The sequence below is a fragment of the Nocardiopsis sp. CA-288880 genome, from assembly GCF_050955985.1.
In the GTDB taxonomy this organism is placed as follows: domain Bacteria; phylum Actinomycetota; class Actinomycetes; order Streptosporangiales; family Streptosporangiaceae; genus Nocardiopsis; species Nocardiopsis tropica.
Genome location: NZ_CP192105.1, coordinates 6,211,747 through 6,233,745 on the forward strand (window position 1 = coordinate 6,211,747; position 21,999 = coordinate 6,233,745).

Sequence of the window (21,999 nt, forward strand, 5' to 3'; positions counted from 1 at the left end):
GTTTGACGCGCGAGTGCCCCTGATCGTTCAGTTCGAGTCAGGAGCGAAGCGGTAATGAGGGGAATAACGCCACCATCGCTCCGCCCTCCACGCAACGATACCCGCCCGTAACCAGGTCGAGGTCGAATCCGTTACGGCGCTGTCACTTCTTACCGAGGGCTTACCCTCGCCAAGCGTGTTTCGGGCCAGTTGTTGAATGACTCACTTTCTCATGTCCGCGACAGTTCCGCGTACTCCGGGAACCGCGCCACCTCCGCGGCGCGGGCGGTGCCCCCGGAGCACGCCCCCGTCCGGGGCACCGGGAGCGGTCAGGCGACGCGTTCGAGGACGCGCATCGACCCGAGGGCGCGCACCTCCTCGAACCTTCCGGACTCCAGCGCCCTGAGGTAGATGTTGTGCGGCGGACGTCCGCCGTCCGCGGGGTCCGGGAACACGTCGTGGATGACGAGGGCCCCGCCCACGGCGACGTGGGGACTCCAGCCGGCGTAGTCGTCCTGCGCGGCCTCCTCGCTGTGCCCGCCGTCGATGAAGACCATCCCGAGCGGGGTGCCCCACACGGCCGCGACCTCGGAGGACCGGCCGACGACCGCGATGACCTCGTCGTCCAGGCCGGCGCGGGTGATCGTGCGGCGGAAGTGCGGAAGGGTGTCGAACCTGCCGGTCAGCGCGTCCACGAGCGAGGCGTCGTGGTACTCCCAGCCCTCCTGGTGCTCCTCCGAGCCCCGGTGGTGGTCCACCGTCAGGACCTTCGTGCCCGTGGCGCGTGCGGCCGCCCCGAGGAAGATCGTGGACTTGCCGCAGTACGTCCCGATCTCCACGACGGGGCCGACCGCGGAGTACCGGACCGCCGTCTCGAAGAGGAGCGTGCCCTCGTCGGTGGGCATGAAGCCCTTGGCTTCCTCTGCGGCGGCCAGGAGGTCCGCGGGGATTGTCTTCGTCATACGGGAATTCTCCCACCGTCGGAAACGGACAGGCCCCCCTGCCTCCCGGAAACGCGGAAGCACACAGGAAGAACACAGAGGCCGTCCTCCCTCCGACACCTCCGGCCATTCTTTTCACAAACGCACAAGCCTGGGCACAAAAAAGGAGGGGGCCGCCCACAAGGCGACCCCCTCCCCACAAAAAACCGTGGCAGCGACCTACTCTCCCACCCCACCACAGGGCAGTACCATCAGCGCAAGGAGACTTAACGACCGGGTTCGGAAAGAGACCGGGTGTGACCCTCCAGCAATAACCACCACGGAAACCAACACCACCACAAAACCCTCAACCCACCACAACCCCTGGCAAGGAGAATCCCACAGCGGAAAACCGTGTGAACAAGTGTGCGCGAACATCCAATTATCTGCAGCGGACAAGCCCTCGGCCTATTAGTACCGGTCAGCTCCACCCCTCACAGGGCTTCCACACCCGGCCTATCAACCCCGTCGTCTACAGGGAGCCTTACCCTCTCAAAGGAGGCAGGAGACCTCATCTCGAAGCAAGCTTCCCGCTTAGATGCTTTCAGCGGTTATCCCTCCCGAACGTAGCCAACCAGCCATGCCCTTGGCAGGACAACTGGCACACCAGAGGTTCGTCCGTCCCGGTCCTCTCGTACTAGGGACAGCCCTTCTCAAGTCTCCAACGCGCACAGCGGATAGGGACCGAACTGTCTCACGACGTTCTAAACCCAGCTCGCGTGCCGCTTTAATGGGCGAACAGCCCAACCCTTGGGACCAACTCCAGCCCCAGGATGCGACGAGCCGACATCGAGGTGCCAAACCATCCCGTCGATATGGACTCTTGGGGAAGATCAGCCTGTTATCCCCGGGGTACCTTTTAGCCGTTGAGCGACACCGCTTCCACACGCCGGTGCCGGATCACTAGTCCCAGCTTTCGCTCCTGCTCGACACGTCCGTCTCACAGTCAAGCTCCCTTGTGCACTTACACTCAACACCTGATTACCAACCAGGCTGAGGGAACCTTTGGGCGCCTCCGTTACTCTTTGGGAGGCAACCGCCCCAGTTAAACTACCCACCAGACACTGTCCCCGAACCGGATCACGGTCCAAGGTTAGATGCCCGAAACAGTCAGAGTGGTATTTCACCAACGCCTCCACCGCCACTAGCGTGACAGCTTCACCGGCTCCCACCTATCCTACACAAACCATCCCAAACACCAATGTCAAGCTATAGTGAAGGTCCCGGGGTCTTTCCGTCCTGCTGCGCGAAACGAGCATCTTTACTCGTAGTGCAATTTCACCGGGCCCATGGTTGAGACAGTGGGGAAGTCGTTACGCCATTCGTGCAGGTCGGAACTTACCCGACAAGGAATTTCGCTACCTTAGGATGGTTATAGTTACCACCGCCGTTTACTGGCGCTTAGATTCCCAGCTTCGCAGGAGCGAACTCCCACTAACCGGTCCTCTTAACGTTCCAGCACCGGGCAGGCGTCAGTCCGTATACAGCGTCTTACGACTTCGCACGGACCTGTGTTTTTAATAAACAGTCGCTTCCCCCCGCTATCTGCGACCCCACCCAGCTCAGACCGCAAAGGCCATCACCAGACAGGGCTCCCCTTCTCCCGAAGTTACGGGGACAATTTGCCGAGTTCCTTAACCATGGTTCACCCGAACGCCTCGGTATTCTCTACCTGACCACCTGCGTCGGTTTAGGGTACTGGCCACACACGAACTCGCTAGAGGCTTTTCTCGACAGCATGGGATCACTCACTTCACCGAAAACGGCTCGGCATCACGTCTCAGCCTTCACGGGAGGCGGATTTGCCAACCCCCCAGCCTACACGCTTACCCCCGGACAACCACCGCCGGGTAGAGCTACCCTCCTGCGTCACCCCATCACTTACCTACTACAAGCTCGGATCCCAGACCAGCCACAAACAGAACCCGAAGGTCCCATAAGGAGCCGGCGTGGTTAGCATCACCTGATTCGATACTGGGCGCTCGTGCACGGGTACGGGAATATCAACCCGTTATCCATCGACTACGCCTGTCGGCCTCGCCTTAGGTCCAGACTCACCCTGGGCGGATTAACCTGCCCCAGGAACCCTTAGTCAATCGGCGGCAACGTTTCTCACGTTGCTTTCGCTACTCATGCCTGCATTCTCACTCGCACACCCTCCACCACACGATCACTCGGCAGCTTCACCGGATGCACGACGCTCCCCTACCACACCAACACAAGGTTGGCATCCACAGCTTCGGCGGTGTGCTTAAGCCCCGCTACATTATCGGCGCAGAACCACTTGACCAGTGAGCTATTACGCACTCTTTAAAGGATGGCTGCTTCTAAGCCAACCTCCTGGTTGTCTCAGCAACTCCACAACCTTTCCCACTTAGCACACGCTTAGGGGCCTTAGCTGATGATCTGGGCTGTTTCCCTCTCGACTACGAAGCTTATCCCCCGCAGTCTCACTGCCGCGCTTCACTTAACCGGCATTCGGAGTTTGTCTGACGTCAGTAACCTTGTAGGGCCCATCAGCCAAACAGTAGCTCTACCTCCAGCAAGAAACACGCGACGCTGCACCTAAATGCATTTCGGGGAGAACCAGCTATCACGGAGTTTGATTGGCCTTTCACCCCTACCCACACCTCATCCCCCAGGTTTTCAACCCTGGTGGGTTCGGGCCTCCACGAGGTCTTACCCCCGCTTCACCCTGGACATGGGTAGATCACTCCGCTTCGGGTCCACAGCATGCGACTCAAACGCCCTATTCAGACTCGGTTTCCCTACGGCTACCCCACCCGGGTTAACCTCGCCACACACCATGACTCGCAGGCTCATTCTTCAAAAGGCACGCCATCACCAAAGACAAGCTCCAGCTCTGACGGCTTGACAGCACACGGTTTCAGGTACTATTTCACGACCCCTCACCGGGGCACTTTTCACCTTTCCCTCACGGTACTAGTGCACTATCGGTCATCAGGACGTATTTTGGCTTAGCAGGTGGTCCTGCCAGATTCACACGGACTTTCACGGGCTCCGCGCTACTCGGGAGAACACCAACGCCTAGACTCTTCCTTCACCTACGGGACTCTCACCCACTACGGTTCCGCTTCCCAACGGATTCAGCTAAAAGAATCACTCAGCGCTCCAGATCGGCAGACCTGGAAAGATGCATCCCACAACCCCGCACACGCAACGACTGCCGTCTATCACACGCGCACGGTTTAGCCTCTTCCCCGTTCGCTCACCACTACTAGGGGAATCACTGTTGTTTACTCTTCCTACGGGTACTGAGATGTTTCACTTCCCCGCGTCACCACCAACTACCCTATACATTCAGGTAGCGGCAACCCGACACAACTCGGGCTAGGTTTCCCCATTCGGACACCCACGGATCAAAGCTCGGTTGACAGCTCCCCGTGGCCTATCGCGGCCTCCCACGTCCTTCATCGGCGCCTGATGCCAAGGCATCCACCGTGTGCCACTATCACTTGGCCACTACAGATAACAAGATGCTCGCGCACACTATTCACAAGTCAAAACACCAACCGCACACCCTCGCACCACATCCCCCACCACCGGCCGGCACACTCACGTGCACCCACCCGCAACGAAGAAGAGTTCCTCGGGGCGGTCCGCGGGAAACAAACCGACCACCCGCCCCCCGCAAGGGAGAGCCAGATGGTCGAGGTTGCTTCCTCAGACACCCAACAGCGCGCCCCCCGACGCTTCTAGTCGCCGGAGGCAAAGCCTGATTCTCTAAAGCCACTCCCGAAAACAGGCGATCCGAAGACCGGCCCGAACGGGTCCACTTACGAGTCCGACCAGCCATAGGAAGAGGCTGATCTTCAAAGACTCCTTAGAAAGGAGGTGATCCAGCCGCACCTTCCGGTACGGCTACCTTGTTACGACTTCGTCCCAATCGCCAGCCCCACCTTCACTCATTCCCTCCCCGAAGGGTTAGGCCACAAGTTTCGGGTGTTGCCGACTTTCATGACGTGACGGGCGGTGTGTACAAGGCCCGGGAACGTATTCACCGCGGCGTTGCTGATCCGCGATTACTAGCGACTCCACCTTCATGGGGTCGAGTTGCAGACCCCAATCCGAACTGAGACCGGCTTTTAGGGATTCGCTCCACCTTGCGGTCTCGCACGCCCATTGTACCGGCCATTGTAGCATGTTTGCAGCCCAAGACATAAGGGGCATGATGACTTGACGTCGTCCCCACCTTCCTCCGAGTTGACCCCGGCAGTCTCCTATGAGTCCCCACCATAACGTGCTGGCAACATAGAATAGGGGTTGCGCTCGTTGCGGGACTTAACCCAACATCTCACGACACGAGCTGACGACAGCCATGCACCACCTGTCACCCACCAACTAAATGACCCTGTATCTCTACAGGTCCACGGGCGATGTCAAACCTTGGTAAGGTTCTTCGCGTTGCGTCGAATTAAGCAACATGCTCCGCCGCTTGTGCGGGCCCCCGTCAATTCCTTTGAGTTTTAGCCTTGCGGCCGTACTCCCCAGGCGGGGCGCTTAATGCGTTAGCTGCGGCGCGGAAACCGTGGAAAGTCCCCACACCTAGCGCCCAACGTTTACGGCATGGACTACCAGGGTATCTAATCCTGTTCGCTCCCCATGCTTTCGCTCCTCAGCGTCAGGTAAGGCCCAGAGACCCGCCTTCGCCACCGGTGTTCCTCCTGATATCTGCGCATTTCACCGCTACACCAGGAATTCCAGTCTCCCCTACCTACCTCTAGCATGCCCGTATCCACTGCAGAACCGGAGTTAAGCCCCGGTCTTTCACAGCAGACGCGACACGCCGCCTACGAGCTCTTTACGCCCAATAATTCCGGACAACGCTCGGACCCTACGTATTACCGCGGCTGCTGGCACGTAGTTAGCCGGTCCTTATTCCCCACCTACCGTCAACCCCCAGAGAACTGGGAGCCTGCGTTGGTGGTAAAAGAGGTTTACAACCCGAAGGCCGTCATCCCCCACGCGGCGTCGCTGCGTCAGGCTTTCGCCCATTGCGCAATATTCCCCACTGCTGCCTCCCGCAGGAGTCTGGGCCGTGTCTCAGTCCCAGTGTGGCCGGTCGCCCTCTCAGGCCGGCTACCCGTAATCGCCTTGGTAGGCCGTTACCCCACCAACAAGCTGATAGGCCGCGAGCCCATCCCTGACCGAAAAACTTTCCACACACCGCCATGAGGCGGTGTGTCGTATCCGGTATTAGACGGCGTTTCCACCGCTTATCCCAGAGTCAGGGGCAGGTTGCTCACGTGTTACTCACCCGTTCGCCGCTCGTGTACCCCGAAGGGCCTTACCGCTCGACTTGCATGTGTTAAGCACGCCGCCAGCGTTCGTCCTGAGCCAGGATCAAACTCTCCATAAAGGTCATACCATCCGTCCCGGCGACCAGGGGTCGGCCTGGGGCGGATAAACCTAGAAGTAATCCTGACCAACCGGGTTGCCCCGATTAATCAAAGGAACCCTTCACACCGAACCACTGTTCGGGTGACGGGGCCAAAACAAACATGGCTTAAAGAAAATCAAACACGCGCTGTTGAGTTCTCAAGAAACAACCGCTCTTCCCGTACAAGCGCCAGCCTTTTCGACTGTCTGCTCTTCCGTGGAAGGCGTCTACGTTTCCGCTTTGTTGTGTCTTTACTTTATCAGGTGTTCCGCGCCCCGCCAAATCGGCGGTTTTTCGCATTTGCGCTTCCAAACCCTGAGGTTTTTCTGCGCACCTGATCGGGATAAAGAACCCGGTTTTCCCTCTTTCGAGGCAACTCCCTGAGCCTACACGCTCCGAGCGCATGCTCGGACCAAGGTACTCAGGAGGAGGATTGTCGGATCGCGGCCCGGTTCCGAGTGATCCGAAGAAAGATCCTCGCCGTCCCGCAGCGACTCGATCGAGTGTAGGCAACTACCCCGGCGGCGTCAAACCGGCCCGCGTCCGGGGGGAACCCGATGTCCACGAGCGTTCCGCGTCGGCCGACCCCCTCGGGCCCGCCCGCTGGTCCGCGCCTGCCGGACCACCCGATCCTCGCGATCGTGTGTCTGTCACGGCTTGCTTGTCAGGCAACGACTGTCCTGCCCCTGCACACCCCCGGCCAAACACAGGGGGCCGAGTTTTTTTCCACGGCGGGGACCGCACCTTCGCGCGACCCCCGGCAGCGGCCCCGCGGTCCCGGAACGGCGGAGGCGGCGCCCGGGCCGGAAGCCCTGGCGCCGCCCCTGGTCAGCACGGGACCGGCGGGGTCAGACCATGTCCGCCAGGTCCTTGGCCAGCTGCCGGAAGGCGATCCCCCGGTGGCTGATCGCGTTCTTCTCCTCCGGGGTGAGCTCCGCCGTGGTGCGCGTCTCCCCCTCGGGGATGAAGACCGGGTCGTACCCGAAGCCGTGGTCCCCCCGGCGCTCGCGCGCCAGCCTGCCGCGGAGCACCCCCTCGGCGACCACCTCGGTACCGTCGGGCATCACCAGCACGGCCGCGCACACGAACTCGCCGCCGCGGCGCTCCGCCGGGGTGTCCGCCAGCTGGTCGAGGACGAGGTCGAGGTTGGCCCGGTCCTGGTCCCCCTCGCCGAAGCGGCCGGCCCAGCGGGCGGAGAGCACCCCGGGCATCCCCCTCAGCTCGTCGACGGCCAGTCCGGAGTCGTCGGCGACGGCGGGGAGCCCCGTGTGCGCGGCGATCGCGCGCGCCTTCAGCAGTGCGTTCCCGATGAACGAGGGCTCCGTCTCGGGCACCTCGGGCGCGTCCGGGAAGGCGTCGAGCGACAGCACCTCCGCGTCCAGGCCGGCCTCGGCCAGGATCGCGCGCATCTCCGGAACCTTCTTGGCGTTGCGTGTGGCCAGTACGAGCTTCACGGTTCCCCCTCCTCCGGGGACACCGCCGATACGGGTGCCGACGCTGTTCATCGGTGTCACTCGGCCAGTGCCTTCTTCTGGATCGCGGTCAGTTCCTCGCAGCCGGCGGCCGCGAGGTCGAGCAGCTGGTTGAGGAGGTCCCGGTCGAACGGCTCCCCCTCGGCGGTCCCCTGCACCTCGACGAACCTGCCGTCCCCGGTGAGGACGACGTTCATGTCGGTCTGGGCGACCGAGTCCTCCAGGTAGTTCAGGTCCAGCCTGGGCTGGCCCTGGACCACGCCGACGCTGACGGCCGACAGGGAGCCGGTCAGCGGGTTGTTCTTGAGCTTGCGGCGCTTGCGCAGGTACTTCATGGCGTCGGCCAGCGCCACGTACGCGCCGGTGATGGCGGCGGTGCGGGTCCCCCCGTCCGCCTGGAGGACGTCGCAGTCGAGGGTGATGGTGTGCTCGCCCATCGCCTTGAAGTCCACGACGGCGCGCAGGGAGCGGCCGATCAGGCGGGAGATCTCGTGGGTGCGGCCGCCGATCTTCCCGCGGACCGACTCCCGCGCCCCGCGGGTGTCGGTGGCGCGGGGCAGCATCGCGTACTCGGCGGTGACCCACCCCTCGCCGGTGCCCCGGCGCCAGCGGGGGACCCCGTCCTCGACTGTGGCGGCGCACAGTACGCGGGTGTCCCCGAACTCGATGAGTGCGGAGCCCTCCGCCTGGCGCAGCCAGTTGCGGGTGATCGTCACGGGGCGGAGTTGGGTCGGAACGCGTCCGTCAGGTCGGGCCATGCCAAGAGCGTATATCCGAGGAGGGTCCGGCGGTGCTGGTGGGCACGAATGCCCCTCCTGTGCGACGCCCGACGCGTTCCGCCGGCCGGTCAGCCGCCGATCGCGTGCACCTGGCCGCTGCGCGCCAGGCCGATCGGCCCCGCGAAGGTGGAGCTGGCCTCCGCGAGGGTGACCTCGTCGTCGTTCCACGGAACGAGGTGGGTGAGGAGCAGTTCGCGGGCCCTCGCGCGGTTGGCGTGGTCGCCCGCCTCGCTGCCCGTCAGGTGCATGTCCTTGGGGTGTTCCAGGTGGTCCTGGAAGGCCGCCTCGCACAGGAACAGGTCGGTGTCGGTCGCGAGTTCGACCAGGGAGTCGCAGACGCCGGTGTCCCCCGAGTAGGCCATGGACGCGCCGCCGTGCTCCAGGCGGATGCCGAAGGCCTCCACCGGGTGGTTGACGTAGTCGACCCGGGCGGTGAAGGGGCCGATCTCCAGGGCGCCGGGGACGAGCTCGTGGAAGTCGAAGACCTCGGTCATGCCCGGATCCGGTTCGAGCCCGTACGCCTCCGCGACGCGGTCGGCCACGCCCCTGGGCCCGTAGACCGGGATGCGGGGCTTGGCGCCCTCGGGATGGAACATCCTCGCCACCCAGTAGGAGCACAGGTCGAAGCAGTGGTCGGCGTGCAGATGGCTCAGGTAGACGGCGTCGACGGAGTAGATGTCGATGTACCGCTGGAGTGCTCCGAGCGCGCCGTTGCCCATGTCGAGCAGGAGGCGGTAGCCGTCCGCCTCCAGCATGTAACAGGAGGCCGGGCTGTCCGGCCCGGGGAAGCTCCCCGAGGACCCGATAATCGTGAGTCGCACGTCGTCGTCGCCTTCTCGATGGGCCGCGCGGCGTCCGTGGCACCCCAGGCGTGTGGTGAGGAGTGCGGATGGCGGCTGGTTCTGCGGATGTCCCGTTGTTACGGGTCTACCCCAATGCCCGCCCGGGTGGTACAAAATGTGTCCCGCGTCTCACGCGACCTCGGTCACGTGTGAATTTTTCACACACTTTGACGCTTTCTGTCTTGTTTGTTCAGGGCGTGTTTCGGGCGTGTTCAGAACAGCAAGAGGGCCGGCACCCATCGTGGGTGCCGGCCCTCACCGCCTTCCGGGCCGGCGGCCGGGAGGCGTCGGACGCCTCAGGCCCAGAGCTGGCCGTCGAGCCGGTCCTCCGCCTCCTCCAGGGTGCCCTCGTAGGCGCCGGTGGACAGGTACTTCCACCCCGCGTCGGCGATGACGAAGGCGATGTCGGCGCGTTCGCCCGCCTTCTCCGCCTTCGCGGCCACGCCCAGCGCGGCGTGCAGGGCGCCGCCGGTGGAGATCCCGGCGAAGATGCCCTCCCGGTCGAGGAGCTCGCGGGTGCGCCGGAGCGCCGCCTCGGCCGGGACCGAGAAGCGGGTGGTGAGCACCGACTCGTCGTACAGTTCCGGGACGAAGCCCTCGTCGAGGTTGCGCAGCCCGTAGACCAGTTCGCCGTACCGGGGCTCGGCCGCGACGATCCGGACGTCGGGCCGCTGCTCGCGCAGGTAGCGCCCCGCTCCCATGAGGGTCCCGGTGGTACCGAGACCGGCCACGAAGTGGGTGATCCCCGGCAGGTCGGCGAGGATCTCGGGGCCCGTGGTCTCGTAGTGGGCCCGCGCGTTCGCCGGGTTGCCGTACTGGTAGAGCATCACCCAGTCCGGGTGCTCCTTCGCCATCTCCTTGGCGACGCGGACGGCCTCGTTGGACCCGCCCGCCGCCTCGGAGTAGTGGACCTCGGCCCCCCACATGGCGAGCAGCTGCCTGCGCTCCGCCGACGTGTTCTCCGGCATGACGCAGACCATGCGGTAGCCACGCAGCTTGGCGACCATCGCCAGCGAGATGCCGGTGTTCCCCGAGGTCGGCTCCAGGATGGTGCAGCCGGGGGACAGCAGGCCGTCCTTCTCGGCCTGCTCGATCATGAAGAACGCGGTGCGGTCCTTGATCGAGCCCGTGGGGTTGCGGTCCTCCAGCTTGGCCCAGAGCCGGACCCGGGGCGAGGGCGAGAGGCTCGGCAGGCCGACGAGCGGCGTGCCCCCGAGGGAGTCGAGCAGGGAGTCGTAGCGCATGCCCGGCCTAGCGGCTTCCGCCGGCGACGGCCGGCAGGACGGTGACGCTGTCGCCGTCGGAGAGCTCCGCCTTCAGGCCGCCGACGAAACGCACGTCCTCGTCGTTGAGGTACACGTTGATGAAGCGGCGCAGCTTGCCGTCCTCCACCAGGCGCTCGCCGATGCCCGGGTAGCGGCCGTCCAGGTCGGTGAACAGCTCTTCGAGGGTGGCGCCGGACCCCTCGACGACCTTGGCGTCGTCGGTCAGGTTGCGCAGGATGGTGGGGATGCGGACCTCGATGGCCATGAAGAGTGACTTCCTTCGCGGTGGTTGGTGTGCGTTCATTTCCAACAGGGGACGTCTCGCGGCCATTCCGGGGCGGGGCCCGCGAGACGCGGCGCCTACCGGCCGGCGCCGGTACCGGTGATCTCCACCGGCTCCTCGGTGACCTCGCCGTCGACGATCCGGTAGGACCGGAACTCGACGGTGTCCGGCTCACGGGTGGAGACGAGCACGTAGTGCGCGCCGGGCTCGGACGCGTAGGAGATGTCGGTGCGCGAGGGGTAGGCCTCGGTGGCGGTGTGGGAGTGGTAGATCACGACGGGCTCCTCGTCCCGGTCGTCCATCTCCCGCCAGACCTTGAGCTGTTCGAGGGAGTCGAACCGGTAGAAGGTCGGTGACCGCTCCGCGTTGGCCATCTCGATGAACCGCTCGGGGCGGTCGGACTTCTCGGGTCCGGCCACGACGCCGCACGCCTCGTCCGGGTGGTCGCGACGGGCGTGGGAGACGATCTTGTCGTAGATCGGGCGATCAATCCTCAGCATGCGACCAGGGTACCCGCATCCTCTTCCCTACCAACCGAATGGGTATTGTTAGCGGACCCGGGAGGCCCCGCCGTTCCGGGGCTGGTGGGGCGGCCTCCGTGGCCCATCGCACACGGATTAGGCTCGTGCCCATGAGCGACGACAGCAGCAGCGCGCTGCTCACCGACCACTACGAACTGACGATGCTCCAGGGGGCCCTGCACAGCGGCGCCGCCCCGCGTCGGTCGGTGTTCGAGATGTTCGCCCGGCGCCTCCCCGAGGGGCGGCGGTACGGGATCGTCTCCGGGACCGGCCGCTTCCTCGACCTCCTGGAGAGGTTCAGGTTCGACACCGGGGAACTGGACTTCCTCTCCGACAACGGGGTGGTGGACGACCGCACGCTCGCGTGGCTGGCCGACTACCGGTTCTCCGGGAACGTATGGGGCTACGGCGAGGGGGAGGCGTACTTCCCCGGCTCCCCCATCCTCGTGGTCGAGGGCACGTTCGCCGAGGCCGTGATCCTGGAGACCCTGGCGCTGTCGGTGTACAACCACGACAGCGCCATCGCCTCCGCCGCCAGCCGGATGTCGGCCGCGGCGGGCGACCGCCCCCTGATCGAGATGGGCTCGCGCCGCACGCACGAGCGGTCGGCCGTCGCCTCGGCGCGCGCCGCGTACGTGGGCGGGTTCGCGACCTCCTCCAACCTCGAGGCGGGGCGTACCTACGGGGTGCCGACCGGCGGCACCGCGGCGCACGCGTTCACGCTCCTGCACGACAGCGAGAGGCACGCGTTCAAGGCCCAGTTGGAGTCCATGGGCACGGGGACGACACTGCTCGTGGACACGTTCGACGTGGAGCGGGCGGTGGCCACCGCCGTGGAACTGGCCGGCCCGGAGCTGGGCGCGGTGCGCATCGACTCCGGCGACCTCGGCGCGACCGCCTCCCGGGTGCGCGCGCAGCTGGACGCACTCGGTGCGACCGGGACCCGCATCGTGGTGACCGGCGACCTGGACGAGTACTCGATCCTGGCCCTGGCCGTGGCGCCCGTGAACGGTTACGGGGTGGGTACCTCTCTGGTGACGGGGTCGGGGGCGCCGACGGTGTCCCTCGTGTACAAGCTGGTGGCGCGGGCCCGCGGCCTGGAGCCGGACGCCCCTCTGGAACCGGTGGCCAAGCGCTCGGTGGGCAAGCCCAGCCGGGGCGGCCGCAAGTGGGCGTCGCGACGCCTGGACGACAAGGGGACCGCCGTGGCGGAGGAGGTGTTCCCCCACGACCCGTCTTCGGGCGTGGGGTTGCGTCCGCTGCTGCGGCCCCTGGTGTCCGAGGGCGTCGTGGTGGGGCAGGAGAGCGTCCACGACGCGAGGGAGCGGCACCGCGCGACGGTCGCCGAGCTTCCCGAGCAGGCGCTGCGGATGTCGCGGGGCGAGGCCGCGCTGCCGACGGTCTTCCACTGAGCCGTTCCGGGGGACCGGCCCCCGAGTTCCGAGACCTGACCGACAGACGCGAGAAAGGGGTGCCGGGATGACCAGGGCACTCATCGTGGTGGACATCCAGAACGACTTCTGCGAGGGCGGGAGCCTGGGGGTGAGGGGCGGCGAGCGGACGGCGGCCGCCGTCACCGGCCACGCCCGGGCCAACGCCGACTCCTACGACCACGTGGTGGCGACCCGCGACTACCACATCGACCCGGGCGCGCACTTCTCCGAGAACCCGGACTTCGTGGACAGCTGGCCCCGGCACTGCGAAGCGGGGACGCCCGGGGCCGAGTTCCATCCGGCGTTCGACGCCTCGCTGGCCGAGGAGGTGTTCAGCAAGGGGCTGTACACGGCGGCCTACAGCGGTTTCGAGGGGACCGCGGGGGACGGGACGACCCGGCTGGCCGACTGGCTGCGCGAACGGGGGGTGGACGAGGTGGACGTGGTGGGGATTGCCACCGACCACTGCGTCCGCGCGACGGCGGTGGACGCGGCTGCCGAGGGCCTGCGCACGCGGGTCCTGCTCGGCCTCACCGCGGGTGTGTCCGGGGACACCGTGGCGACCGCGCTGGAGCGGCTGCGCGCGGCCGGGGTGGAGCTGGAGGGCGAGCCGCTGGTGGGCTGACGCACGGGCGGGGGCGGCGCGGCGCGCCGCCCCCGTGCCTGTCGCGCGTCAGGCGACGCCGACGGCGGCGCGCACCCGGTCGATCGTGGCGCGCGCACGCTCGCGGGCGCGCGCGGAACCGGCCTCCAGGATCGCGTCGATCTCGGAGGGGTCGTCCATCAGCTGGTCGTAGCGCTCGCGCTTGGGGCCGAGTTCGGCGTTGACCGCCTCGAACAGCTCGTTCTTGAGCTCGCCCCAGCCCATGCCGCCGGCCTCCAGCCGCCGCCGGACGTCGGCGACCTTGTCGGCGTCGGCGAAGTGGGCCAGGAGCTGGAAGGGCACCGAGCCGTCGGCGTCCTTGGGATCCTCCACGGGGGTGGAGTCGGTCGGGATGCGGCGGATGGCCTTCTTGAGCTTGTTCTCCGGCAGGAACAGCGGGATGTGGTTGTCGTAGGACTTGCTCATCTTGCGGCCGTCGGTGCCGGGCAGGATGCTGCCGTCGCCCTCGTCGATGACGCCCTTGGGGACCGGGAAGGCGTACTCCTCGCCGAAGCGGTGGTTGAAGTACCCGGCGATGTCGGCCGTGTACTCGATGTGCTGGGACTGGTCGCGGCCGACCGGCACGTGCGTGCCCTCCATGACCAGGATGTCGGCGGCCATGAGGATGGGGTAGTTGAACAGCCCCATGTTGACCCCGGCGTCCAGGTCGCTGTTCCCCGCCGCGGTGTTGCGGTCCCGCGCGGCCTTGTAGGCGTGCGCGCGGTTCATGAGGCCCTTGGGGGTGAGGGCGCTCAGGATGGTGGTGAGCTCGAAGGTCTCGGGGACCTTGGACTGCTGGTAGACGACCGTGCGCTCGGGGTCGAGGCCGCACGCGAGCCAGGTGGCAGCGCCCGACCGGATGCTGTGGCGGAGCTCGGCCGCGTCCTTGACGGTGTTGAGCGCGTGGTAGTCCGCGACGAAGTAGTACGTGTCGTACTCACGGGCCGCGGCCAGGGCGGGCTTGATCGCGCCGACGTAGTTGCCCAGGTGGAAATCCCCGGTGGGCTTGATGCCGGTCAGGTAGGTGTTCGCTGCCATGCCCTCAGCCTAGCGGCGTTCGGGGGCGCTCCCCCGTACAGGTCCTCCCGGCGGCCGTCCCCGGTCCGGGCCCCTCCCCCTCCGGGCCGGTGCGGTGTCCGGGGCCCCGGGGCGCATGCCCCGGGGCGCCGGACGCGGTCGCCCGGACCGCCGGGTCAGGAGCGGAAGGCCGCCCAGTGCTCGACGATGCGCCGGGCCTGCCCCTCGGTGAAGTGGGTCATGCAGCCGTCGTCGCTGTAGTTCATGAAGTTGGTGACGGGGTCGTCGCCCTTCTTGCGGGGGCAGGAGTCCCTGCCGACCGGGCAGCCGGACGCCGCCTCGCGCTCGTAGGGGGTGTCGTCCACGTAGTCCCCGGGCGAGGCGCACCCGTTCTGGAACGTGTGGAACAGCCCCAGCCAGTGGCCGACCTCGTGGGTGCCGGTGTGGCCGAGGTCGAAGCCCTCACGGCCTCCGCCGGGCAGGGTGTCGTGGGCGAGCACGACCCCGTCCTGCTCGGGCGCCGCCTCGTAGTCCTGCGGGAAGGAGGAGTACCCGAGCAGCCCCGTCCCCAGTTGGGCCGTGTAGACGTTGAGCGTCCCGGCGCCGCCCCGGTGCAGCTCGGCCCGGATCGTGTCGCGGTACTCGTCGAACCGGGTGAACCAGGTGTCGTTCACCGTGCGGGTGGTCTCGGACAGCTCGAAGCGGAAACCGGTGTCGGCGCCGTCCGTCCCGTAGCCGCCCGAGAAGGCGGTGTTGAGGACCTCGACCTGGTCGTCGACACGGGCCTGCGGCACGTCGCCCCGGCCGTCCTCGGCGGAGATGACGTGCACCACGACCGGCACGCTCTGGGGCGCCTGCATCTCCTGGCCGCGCAGGGGCACGAGGGCCTCGCGGAACCGCCTGTCGTAGTCCTCGGCCTGCTGCGGGGTGAGCTCCCCTCCCTCTCCCTCGGGCACCGCCGCGTCGGGATCGCTCACGCGGGCGGCCTGGACGGCGCGGCCCGGCGGGCACTCCTCCGGGAGGGCGCCCTCCTCCCCCGGGGCCAGGGTCCGGGCGGTCTCGGCCCCGGCCGGTTCGGACGGCAGGCCCGCGACCGTCCCGGTCAGAGCGAGACCGCACATGAGCAGTCCGGTCCAGAGCGCGGCTGTGCCGCCGCGAGAGCTTCGTCGATTCACATCACGGAATGTAATCAAACACGCACGTTCGGCACAGGAGCCGTGCGCACACTGACGAAGTGTTTGCCCTTTTCGGGACAACCGGGACTACTTGCCCCCGACCGCCCAGGTGCGGAGCTTGGCGATCCGCTCGCGGATCTGGGTCGGGGAGGCCTGCGCCACCGGCGGGCCCCCGCACGCGCGGCGCAGCTCGTTGTGGATGACCCCGTGCGGCTTGCCCGTCCGGTGGTGCCAGGCGCCCACCAGCCCGCTGAGCTCGCGGCGCAGCTCCGCCACGACCTCGTGGGTGGGGCCCTCCTCCTCGGCCGGGTCGTCCTTCTTCGCCCTGCGCTCACCCGCGCGGATGTCGGCCTTGCGCTTGCGCAGGAGCTGGGAGACCTGTTGCGGGTCGAGCAGGCCCGGCAGCCCCAGGAAGTCCTCCTCCTCGGAGGAGCCCGGGACACCGCCGTACTCGGCCCCGTCGTAGAGGGCGCGGTCGAACTCGGCCGCCGACTCCATCGTCTCGAACGGCAGCTCCTCGCCGGCGTCCGGGCTGTCCCGCTTGCGGTTGGCCTCCTTGAGGAGGTCCTCCTCCGGGTACTCGTCGTCACCGGGCGGCGGCTTGTCCAGCACGTGGTCGCGCTCGCGCTCCATCTCGCCCGCGTACTCCAGCAGGGTCGGCACCGAGGGCAGGAACACCGACGCCACCTCGCCCCGCTGGCGCACGCGCACGAAGCGGCCGATGGCCTGGGCGAAGAACAGGGCCGTGCTGGTGGAGGTGGCGTACACGCCGACCATCAGCCGGGGCACGTCGACCCCCTCCGACACCATGCGCACCGCGACCATCCACCGGTCGTCGCCCACGGCGAAACGGGAGATCTTCCGGGAGGCCGTGGGGTCGTCCGAGAGCACCACGGTCGCGCCCTTGCCGGTGATCTGCCGGATGATGCGCGAGTAGGCGCGGGCGTTCTCGTGGTCGGTGGCGATGACCAGGCCGCCCGCGTCGGGGTGCGTCTTGCGGACCTCGGTCAGGCGCCGGTCCGCGGCCTGGAGCACGCGCTTGATCCAGTCGCCCTTGGGGTCCAGCGCGGCGCGCCAGGCCTGGGAGAGGGCGTCCTGGGTGAGGGGCTCCCCGAGCCGGGCCGCGAGTTCGTCCCCGGCGCGGGTGCGCCAGCGCATCTCACCGGAGTAGGCCATGAAGATGACGGGGCGCACGACCCCGTCCTCCAGGGCAGGGCCGTACCCGTAGTTGTAGTCCCACGAGCAGCGGCGCACCCCCGCCGCGTCGGGGACGTAGTCCACGAAGGGGATGGGGTTGATGTCGGAGCGGAAGGGGGTGCCGGTGAGGGAGAGCCGTTTGGTCGCCGGGTCGAAGGCCTCGCGCGCGGCGTCGCCCCAGGAGAGGGCGTCGCCCGCGTGGTGGACCTCGTCGAAGATCACGAGCGTCTTGCGCGCCTCGGTCCGGTTGCGGTGCAGCATCGGGTGCGCGGCGACCTGCGCGTAGGTGACGGCCACCCCGATGTACTGGCGGCCGAGCGCCCCCTGGCCGTTCTTGAAGTCGGGGTCGATGGCGATGCCGAACCGGGCGGCGGCCTCGGCCCACTGCTTCTTGAGGTGCTCGGTGGGGCACACGATGGTGATGGCCCTCACCGCGTGCCGGTGGAGGAGTTCCGTGGCCAGGGTGAGCGCGAAGGTCGTCTTGCCCGCACCGGGGGTCGCCACGGCGAGGAAGTCGCGCGGCTCCCGGCGGAAGTACTCCTCGAACGCCTCCCGCTGCCAAGCGCGGAGCCCGCGCAGGCGGTCCTCCGTAGTGGTCTGCGTCACCGTCATTCTCAGAACCGTCCCCCGTTGCTCACCTGCTAGAGGTTAGCGGTCGTGGCGGACCGGACCGGGAGCCCCGCCAGTGGTGCCGCCCACACGGACGCGCCGCGTCCCCCCGCCGCCCGCGGGGCCCCGGGCCCGGCCCGGGGCCGGGCCCGGGCGGACGTCAGCCCCCTGCCCCGGGGGCCTCCGCCTCCCCGGAGAGCCCTTCGGCCCCCGGGTCCTCGGAGACCTCTCCCGTGCCCGCCTCCCCGCCCGCGCCGACGCCCTGGGTGTCGACGGCGCCGTCGTTGAACGGCATGTGCGGGGAGATCGCCGGGAAGGCGAAGAACCACAGGAGCGCCGCGGCGCCGGCCAGCAGGCCGACCGCCATGATGAACTTGGAGGCCCAGGGGCCGGGCAGGATGCGCCAGATCAGACCGTACATTCGCGTTACCCCTACTCGGCCTCGGCGGTCTCGGGGGCCATGTGCGCGATCGAGTCGGGCATCCCCTCGGACTTGGGCGTGGTCTCGACCAGCTCACCCCAGACGATGAGCCGGTGCGTGTTGTTCAGCTTCGGCGCACAGGTGGTCAGCGTGATCAGGGACCGCTCGGGCTCCCCCTCGCCCGCCCCCTCGACGTCGTCGAACGGGTCCGGCTCGATCACCCACACGTCGGTGGGCAGGACCGTCTCCTCCTGGAAGACCTCGTACGTGTAGAAGTTCTCCCCGTCCTCCAGGACCAGCACGTCGCCGTTGTCCAGCAGGTCCATGTCCCAGAACAGGCCCGGGGTCCGGTGGGCGGCGATCGCGTAGTTGCCCGCGCCGCCCGCGCTGCTGGGGTACTCGGTGTAGTGGCCGGGGCTGTAGCGGATGTCGTCGGGGGTGGTGCCGTTGACCACGACCCAGTCCAGGTCGAGGCTGGGGATGTAGAGGCGGCTGTCGGCGCTGCCGGGCAGCGGCTCGGAGTCCGGCCCGGCCTCCTCCGCCGTGGCCGCCCACGCCTCGTTCAGCCCGTCCGCCAGGCCCTGCTGTTCGCGGTCGGTCTCCCACTGGGAGCCGTAGACCTCGTACCCCGCGTAGAAGAGCATGAGCAGACCGGCCGTCAGGAGGATCTCGCCGACGAACCGGACGAAGCCGCGCACGACGTCTCCCGGGGTGGCCCTGGGCCGGGGCGCCCGGCGGCGTCGGCCGCCCGCGCTCCGTCCACGCCCCTCCCGCCGCTCGTACGGGGGCTCTTCGTGTGGCTGCCGTTCAGTTGTGGACACCAATACGACCTACTCCTGTGGACGCTCTCATGTGCGCCGGACACCTACCGGAGGGGCACGACCAGCGGGACCCCGGTACGCGGGTGCGGCAGGACTTCGACCTCGTGCTGGTAGACGTTGCCGAGCAGGGACGCGGTGAACACGTCGGCGGGGGCTCCCTGCGCGGCGATCCGTCCTCCGGAGAGTATCGCCACACGATGGGCGTAGGCCGCCGCAAGCCCCAAATCGTGCAGGACCACGATAACCGCACCACCGCCCTCCGAGATCTGACGCGCGATGGACAGTACGAGTTCCTGGTGCCTGATGTCCAGGGCCGCCGTCGGTTCGTCGAGCATCAGCACCTGCGTGTCCTGGGCGAGGACCCGCGCGAGCATCACCCGGGCCCGCTCTCCCCCGGAGAGCGTGGGGAACCGGCGTCCGGCCAGGTGGGCGATGCCCGTGCCGTCCATGGCCGCGGCGACCGCGGCGTCGTCGGCGCCGGGAGCGCACAGCCCCGCCCAGGGCGCCCGGCCCATGGCGACGAGCTCGGCGACCGGGAACGGGAAGCTGACCGACGCCTCCTGCGGGAGGACGGCCCGCCGCAGCGCGAGCTGTGGCGGGGTCCACTCCGGCAGGGGCCGGTCGAGGAGGAGCACGGCGCCCTCGTCGGCCTCCCCCCGGGCGGGCCCGCCGGCGACGTCGCCGGACAGGGCGGCGAGCAGGGTGGACTTGCCGGCCCCGTTGGGTCCCACCAGGGCCAGGAGCTCTCCGGCGCGCACCGTGAGGTCGACCCCGTCCAGGAGGGCGCGTCCGCCCCGGCGGACGGTGACCCCCTCGGCGCGGACCACCTCCGAGCCGGTCGCGGCGCGGACGGGGAGCGCGGGGGGACGGGACAGGGGGGCGACGGCGGCGGAGATCCGCCGGCGCAGACGGGGGAGGGTGCTCACGACCATCCTCCCTGCTTGGCGCGGGTGCGGTGCAGAAGGTAGAAGAAGAACGGCCCGCCGAGGGCGGCGGTGACCACGCCGAGGGGGATCTCGGCGGGGGCGGCGACGGTGCGGGCGAGCAGGTCGGCGGCGAGCAGGAGGAGCCCTCCGCCGAGCGCGCTGGCGGGCAGCAGGACCCGGTGCCCGGGACCTGTGACCATGCGGATGATGTGCGGGACGACCAGGCCGACGAACGCGACGATCCCCGCGAACGCGACGGCGGCCGAGGTGAGCAGCGCCAGGGCGCAGATGAGGACGAGGCGCATGCGCTCGACGTCCACGCCCAGGTGGCGGGCGGGCCCCTCGCCGAGCGCGAGCAGGTCGAGGCGCCGGGCGTAGAGGGGGATCACGGCCAGTCCCGCCAGGAGGCACGGGGCGATGGCGGCGACCTTGGACCAGGTGGCGGTGGAGACGCTGCCGAGCTGCCAGAAGGTGATGGTCTGGATCTCGGCGTCCTGGGAGAAGTTGGTCATCAGGCCGATGGCCGCTCCCGCCACGGCGTTGACGGCGATGCCCGTGAGGAGCAGGGTGACGACCTCGGTGCGGCCGCGCGAGCGCGCGAAGACGTACACGAACAGGGTCGTGGCCAGGCCGAACACGAACGACGCGGCGATGATCGTCCAGTGGCCGAGCACGGTCAGGCCCGTGAAGATGACCGCGATCGCGCCGACCGCCGCGCCGGAGGAGACGCCGATGACGCCGGGCTCGGCGAGGGGGTTGCCGAAGATCCCCTGCATCATGGCCCCGGCGGCGCCGAGGGCGGCGCCGACCATGACCGCCAGGACGACGCGGGGGAAGCGCACGTCCCACAGGACGGTCCGGCCGATCCGGTCGGGGGGCGTGCCGACCTCCAGCCCGACCGCGTGCAGGATCGAGGAGGCGACCTGGTCGGCGGGCACGGGGTAGGCGCCGGCACCGGCCGCGACGAGCGAGACCGCGACCAGGCCCGTGCCGAGCGCGGCCAGCAGGAGCACGGCCCGGAGGCGGCGTGCGGCGCGCCCCCCGGGCTCCGGCGGGGGGCCGCCGTCCCCGCGGACCCGCCCGGGGGCTGTGGTGTCGGGGGCGGTCACCGGCCCTCCCCCTCCGCCCCGACCGCGGCGAGTTCGTCCGCGAGGGCCGCGACGACCTGCGGCGTGCGGGGGCCGAAGTTGAGCAGGACGCCGTCCTCGAAGTCGACGACCGCCCGTGCCGCGCCGGCCGGTGTCTGGGCGACGCCGGGGATCTCGACGAGCCCGTCGACGCCGCCCACGGACTCCAGGCCCTTGGTCATGACGAGGAGCACGTCGGGCTGGGCCGCGATGAGGGCTTCCGTGGTGATGGGGGTGAACGGTGCGGTCAGGCCCATCTCGACCCCGGCGTCGCGCGCGCCGGCCTCGGCGAGCACGGCGTCGGCGCCCGAGCCCTCGCCGCCGAGGAGGTAGACCCCGGCCGTGCCCCGCAGGTAGAGGAAGGCCACGAGCGGGCCGTCGCCGGAGCCGTCCGCGTCCTCCCGGACCTCGGCCATCTGCGCCCGCGTGCGCTCGGACAGGGCAGCGCCGTCGTCGGGGACCCCGAGGGCCTCGGCGACCCGCTCGAAGCGCGGGTACATCTCGTCGACGGACCAGGCCTCCTCGACGATGACGACGGGGACCCCGGACCTCTGGATCTGCTCGACGGCCTCGGACGGGCCCGTCTGGGTGTCGGCGAGGATCACCGTGGGTTCGAGGGCGAGGACGCTCTCGGCGGAGACCTCGTGCCCCTCGCTGACGACGGGGAGGCCGGCGGCCTCCTCGAACGTGGCGGCGACGTCGCGGCCGACCACGTTGTCGCCGAGGCCGAGCGTGAAGACGATCTCGGCGAGGCTGCCGGTGAGCGGGAGGATGCGGCTGACGTCGTCGACCCCGACCTGCTCGTACTCCAGGGGGTCGGAGCTCGTGCGATACGGATCGAGGACGACGGAGTCGACGGTGACGGGGAGCTCGGGCTCCCCGGCGCCCTCCAGCGGCTGGAGGCGGTTCTCGGAGAAGTCGGGGATGTCGGCGGCGCCGTCCCCCCGCGAGGGGTCCTCGGGCGCACCGCCTCCTCCCACGGCGCAGCCGGCCAGGGCCAGCGCGAGGGCGCAGGCCGCGGCGAGGGCCGGGACGGATCGTGCGTGCGGGCGGTGTCCGCGCGGGCGGCGCCGCGCGTCGGCGAGTGGCATGGGGGTCGCTTTCGGTG

General features: G+C 68.4%; 17 protein-coding genes and 3 rRNA genes. 2 read left to right on the forward strand and 18 right to left on the reverse strand.

Translation table 11 applies throughout. The features are described 5' to 3' along the window. Positions 1-308: 308 nt before the first annotated feature. The 10 genes from ACQPYD_RS26780 to ACQPYD_RS26825 form a co-directional block, all read right to left on the reverse strand. Positions 309-941, reverse strand: coding sequence for a class I SAM-dependent methyltransferase (locus ACQPYD_RS26780; RefSeq protein WP_433698233.1), 633 nt, complete (start codon positions 939-941; stop codon positions 309-311). Between the two features lie 185 nt (positions 942-1,126). Beyond that, positions 1,127-1,242, reverse strand: a 5S ribosomal RNA gene (gene rrf / locus ACQPYD_RS26785). Between the two features lie 107 nt (positions 1,243-1,349). Continuing rightward, a 23S ribosomal RNA gene (locus tag ACQPYD_RS26790) occupies positions 1,350-4,442 on the reverse strand. 365 nt (positions 4,443-4,807) lie between these two features. After that, positions 4,808-6,339 (reverse strand): 16S ribosomal RNA (locus ACQPYD_RS26795). The 16S, 23S and 5S rRNA genes sit together here, the layout of an rRNA operon. 869 nt (positions 6,340-7,208) lie before the next feature. Further along, positions 7,209-7,814, reverse strand: coding sequence for an RdgB/HAM1 family non-canonical purine NTP pyrophosphatase (gene rdgB / locus ACQPYD_RS26800; protein WP_355011103.1), 606 nt, complete (start codon positions 7,812-7,814; stop codon positions 7,209-7,211). Positions 7,815-7,870: 56 nt separating this feature from the next. Further along, positions 7,871-8,548 (reverse strand): ribonuclease PH, encoded by a 678-nt coding sequence (gene rph, locus ACQPYD_RS26805; protein ID WP_433702141.1) that lies wholly within the window; start codon positions 8,546-8,548, stop codon positions 7,871-7,873. Between the two features lie 131 nt (positions 8,549-8,679). Further along, positions 8,680-9,432, reverse strand: a complete 753-nt coding sequence (locus ACQPYD_RS26810) for an MBL fold metallo-hydrolase (RefSeq protein WP_267946295.1) — start codon at positions 9,430-9,432, stop codon at positions 8,680-8,682. A gap of 317 nt (positions 9,433-9,749) precedes the next feature. After that, on the reverse strand, positions 9,750-10,697 hold the full coding sequence (locus tag ACQPYD_RS26815) for a PLP-dependent cysteine synthase family protein (RefSeq protein WP_433698234.1): 948 nt from the start codon (positions 10,695-10,697) through the stop codon (positions 9,750-9,752). Positions 10,698-10,704: 7 nt separating this feature from the next. Continuing rightward, positions 10,705-10,983, reverse strand: coding sequence for a MoaD/ThiS family protein (locus ACQPYD_RS26820; protein WP_267946297.1), 279 nt, complete (start codon positions 10,981-10,983; stop codon positions 10,705-10,707). Between the two features lie 95 nt (positions 10,984-11,078). Beyond that, a complete protein-coding gene (locus tag ACQPYD_RS26825; protein ID WP_433698235.1) occupies positions 11,079-11,501 on the reverse strand; it encodes a Mov34/MPN/PAD-1 family protein in 423 nt (140 codons plus the stop codon). Positions 11,502-11,632: 131 nt separating this feature from the next. On the opposite strand from ACQPYD_RS26825, the gene ACQPYD_RS26830 reads away from it, so the two are divergent. Together ACQPYD_RS26830 and ACQPYD_RS26835 are read left to right on the forward strand one after the other, a co-directional pair. Further along, on the forward strand, positions 11,633-12,934 hold the full coding sequence (locus ACQPYD_RS26830) for a nicotinate phosphoribosyltransferase (RefSeq protein WP_433698236.1): 1,302 nt from the start codon (positions 11,633-11,635) through the stop codon (positions 12,932-12,934). Positions 12,935-13,001: 67 nt separating this feature from the next. Further along, on the forward strand, positions 13,002-13,580 hold the full coding sequence (locus ACQPYD_RS26835; RefSeq protein WP_433698237.1) for a nicotinamidase: 579 nt from the start codon (positions 13,002-13,004) through the stop codon (positions 13,578-13,580). A 48-nt stretch (positions 13,581-13,628) separates the two neighbouring features. Here the strand turns inward: ACQPYD_RS26835 and ACQPYD_RS26840 are convergent, their stop codons facing one another. From ACQPYD_RS26840 to ACQPYD_RS26875, 8 genes are all read right to left on the reverse strand, one after another. After that, the gene (locus tag ACQPYD_RS26840) at positions 13,629-14,636 is read right to left on the reverse strand and encodes a tryptophan--tRNA ligase (RefSeq protein ID WP_433698238.1); all 1,008 of its coding nucleotides are present in this window, start codon (positions 14,634-14,636) and stop codon (positions 13,629-13,631) included. Between the two features lie 155 nt (positions 14,637-14,791). Further along, entirely contained in the window at positions 14,792-15,736 is a 945-nt protein-coding gene (locus ACQPYD_RS26845; RefSeq protein ID WP_433702142.1) for a zinc metalloprotease, read from the reverse strand. A 141-nt stretch (positions 15,737-15,877) separates the two neighbouring features. Then, positions 15,878-17,599 carry a DEAD/DEAH box helicase gene (locus ACQPYD_RS26850; RefSeq protein WP_267946303.1) on the reverse strand — a complete coding sequence of 574 codons (1,722 nt, stop codon included), beginning with the start codon at positions 17,597-17,599 and terminating at the stop codon, positions 15,878-15,880. A 157-nt stretch (positions 17,600-17,756) separates the two neighbouring features. Then, positions 17,757-18,017, reverse strand: coding sequence for a hypothetical protein (locus ACQPYD_RS26855; protein WP_433698239.1), 261 nt, complete (start codon positions 18,015-18,017; stop codon positions 17,757-17,759). Between the two features lie 11 nt (positions 18,018-18,028). Further along, the gene (locus ACQPYD_RS26860) at positions 18,029-18,841 is read right to left on the reverse strand and encodes a class E sortase (RefSeq protein ID WP_433698240.1); all 813 of its coding nucleotides are present in this window, start codon (positions 18,839-18,841) and stop codon (positions 18,029-18,031) included. Positions 18,842-18,882: 41 nt separating this feature from the next. Beyond that, positions 18,883-19,764: a heme ABC transporter ATP-binding protein gene (locus ACQPYD_RS26865; RefSeq protein ID WP_433698241.1), complete on the reverse strand. Its 882-nt coding sequence runs from the start codon at positions 19,762-19,764 to the stop codon at positions 18,883-18,885. Continuing rightward, the gene (locus tag ACQPYD_RS26870; RefSeq protein WP_433698242.1) at positions 19,761-20,873 is read right to left on the reverse strand and encodes a FecCD family ABC transporter permease; all 1,113 of its coding nucleotides are present in this window, start codon (positions 20,871-20,873) and stop codon (positions 19,761-19,763) included. The genes ACQPYD_RS26865 and ACQPYD_RS26870 overlap by 4 nt, the downstream gene beginning before the upstream one ends. Beyond that, positions 20,870-21,982 (reverse strand): heme/hemin ABC transporter substrate-binding protein, encoded by a 1,113-nt coding sequence (locus tag ACQPYD_RS26875; RefSeq protein WP_433698243.1) that lies wholly within the window; start codon positions 21,980-21,982, stop codon positions 20,870-20,872. The genes ACQPYD_RS26870 and ACQPYD_RS26875 overlap by 4 nt, the downstream gene beginning before the upstream one ends. Positions 21,983-21,999 lie beyond the last annotated feature (17 nt).

Excerpts from the sequence above, each read along its gene's own strand:
- ACQPYD_RS26780 (WP_433698233.1), bottom strand. The coding sequence starts at position 941 with ATGACGAAGACAATCCCCGCGGACCTCCTGGCCGCCGCAGAGGAAGCC.
- ACQPYD_RS26815 (WP_433698234.1), bottom strand. The coding sequence starts at position 10,697 with ATGCGCTACGACTCCCTGCTCGACTCCCTCGGGGGCACGCCGCTCGTC.
- ACQPYD_RS26820 (WP_267946297.1), bottom strand. The coding sequence starts at position 10,983 with ATGGCCATCGAGGTCCGCATCCCCACCATCCTGCGCAACCTGACCGAC.
- ACQPYD_RS26825 (WP_433698235.1), bottom strand. The coding sequence starts at position 11,501 with ATGCTGAGGATTGATCGCCCGATCTACGACAAGATCGTCTCCCACGCC.
- ACQPYD_RS26830 (WP_433698236.1), top strand. The coding sequence starts at position 11,633 with ATGAGCGACGACAGCAGCAGCGCGCTGCTCACCGACCACTACGAACTG.
- ACQPYD_RS26835 (WP_433698237.1), top strand. The coding sequence starts at position 13,002 with ATGACCAGGGCACTCATCGTGGTGGACATCCAGAACGACTTCTGCGAG.
- ACQPYD_RS26840 (WP_433698238.1), bottom strand. The coding sequence starts at position 14,636 with ATGGCAGCGAACACCTACCTGACCGGCATCAAGCCCACCGGGGATTTC.
- ACQPYD_RS26845 (WP_433702142.1), bottom strand. The coding sequence starts at position 15,736 with ATGTGCGGTCTCGCTCTGACCGGGACGGTCGCGGGCCTGCCGTCCGAA.
- ACQPYD_RS26850 (WP_267946303.1), bottom strand. The coding sequence starts at position 17,599 with ATGACGGTGACGCAGACCACTACGGAGGACCGCCTGCGCGGGCTCCGC.
- ACQPYD_RS26855 (WP_433698239.1), bottom strand. The coding sequence starts at position 18,017 with ATGTACGGTCTGATCTGGCGCATCCTGCCCGGCCCCTGGGCCTCCAAG.
- ACQPYD_RS26875 (WP_433698243.1), bottom strand. The coding sequence starts at position 21,982 with ATGCCACTCGCCGACGCGCGGCGCCGCCCGCGCGGACACCGCCCGCAC.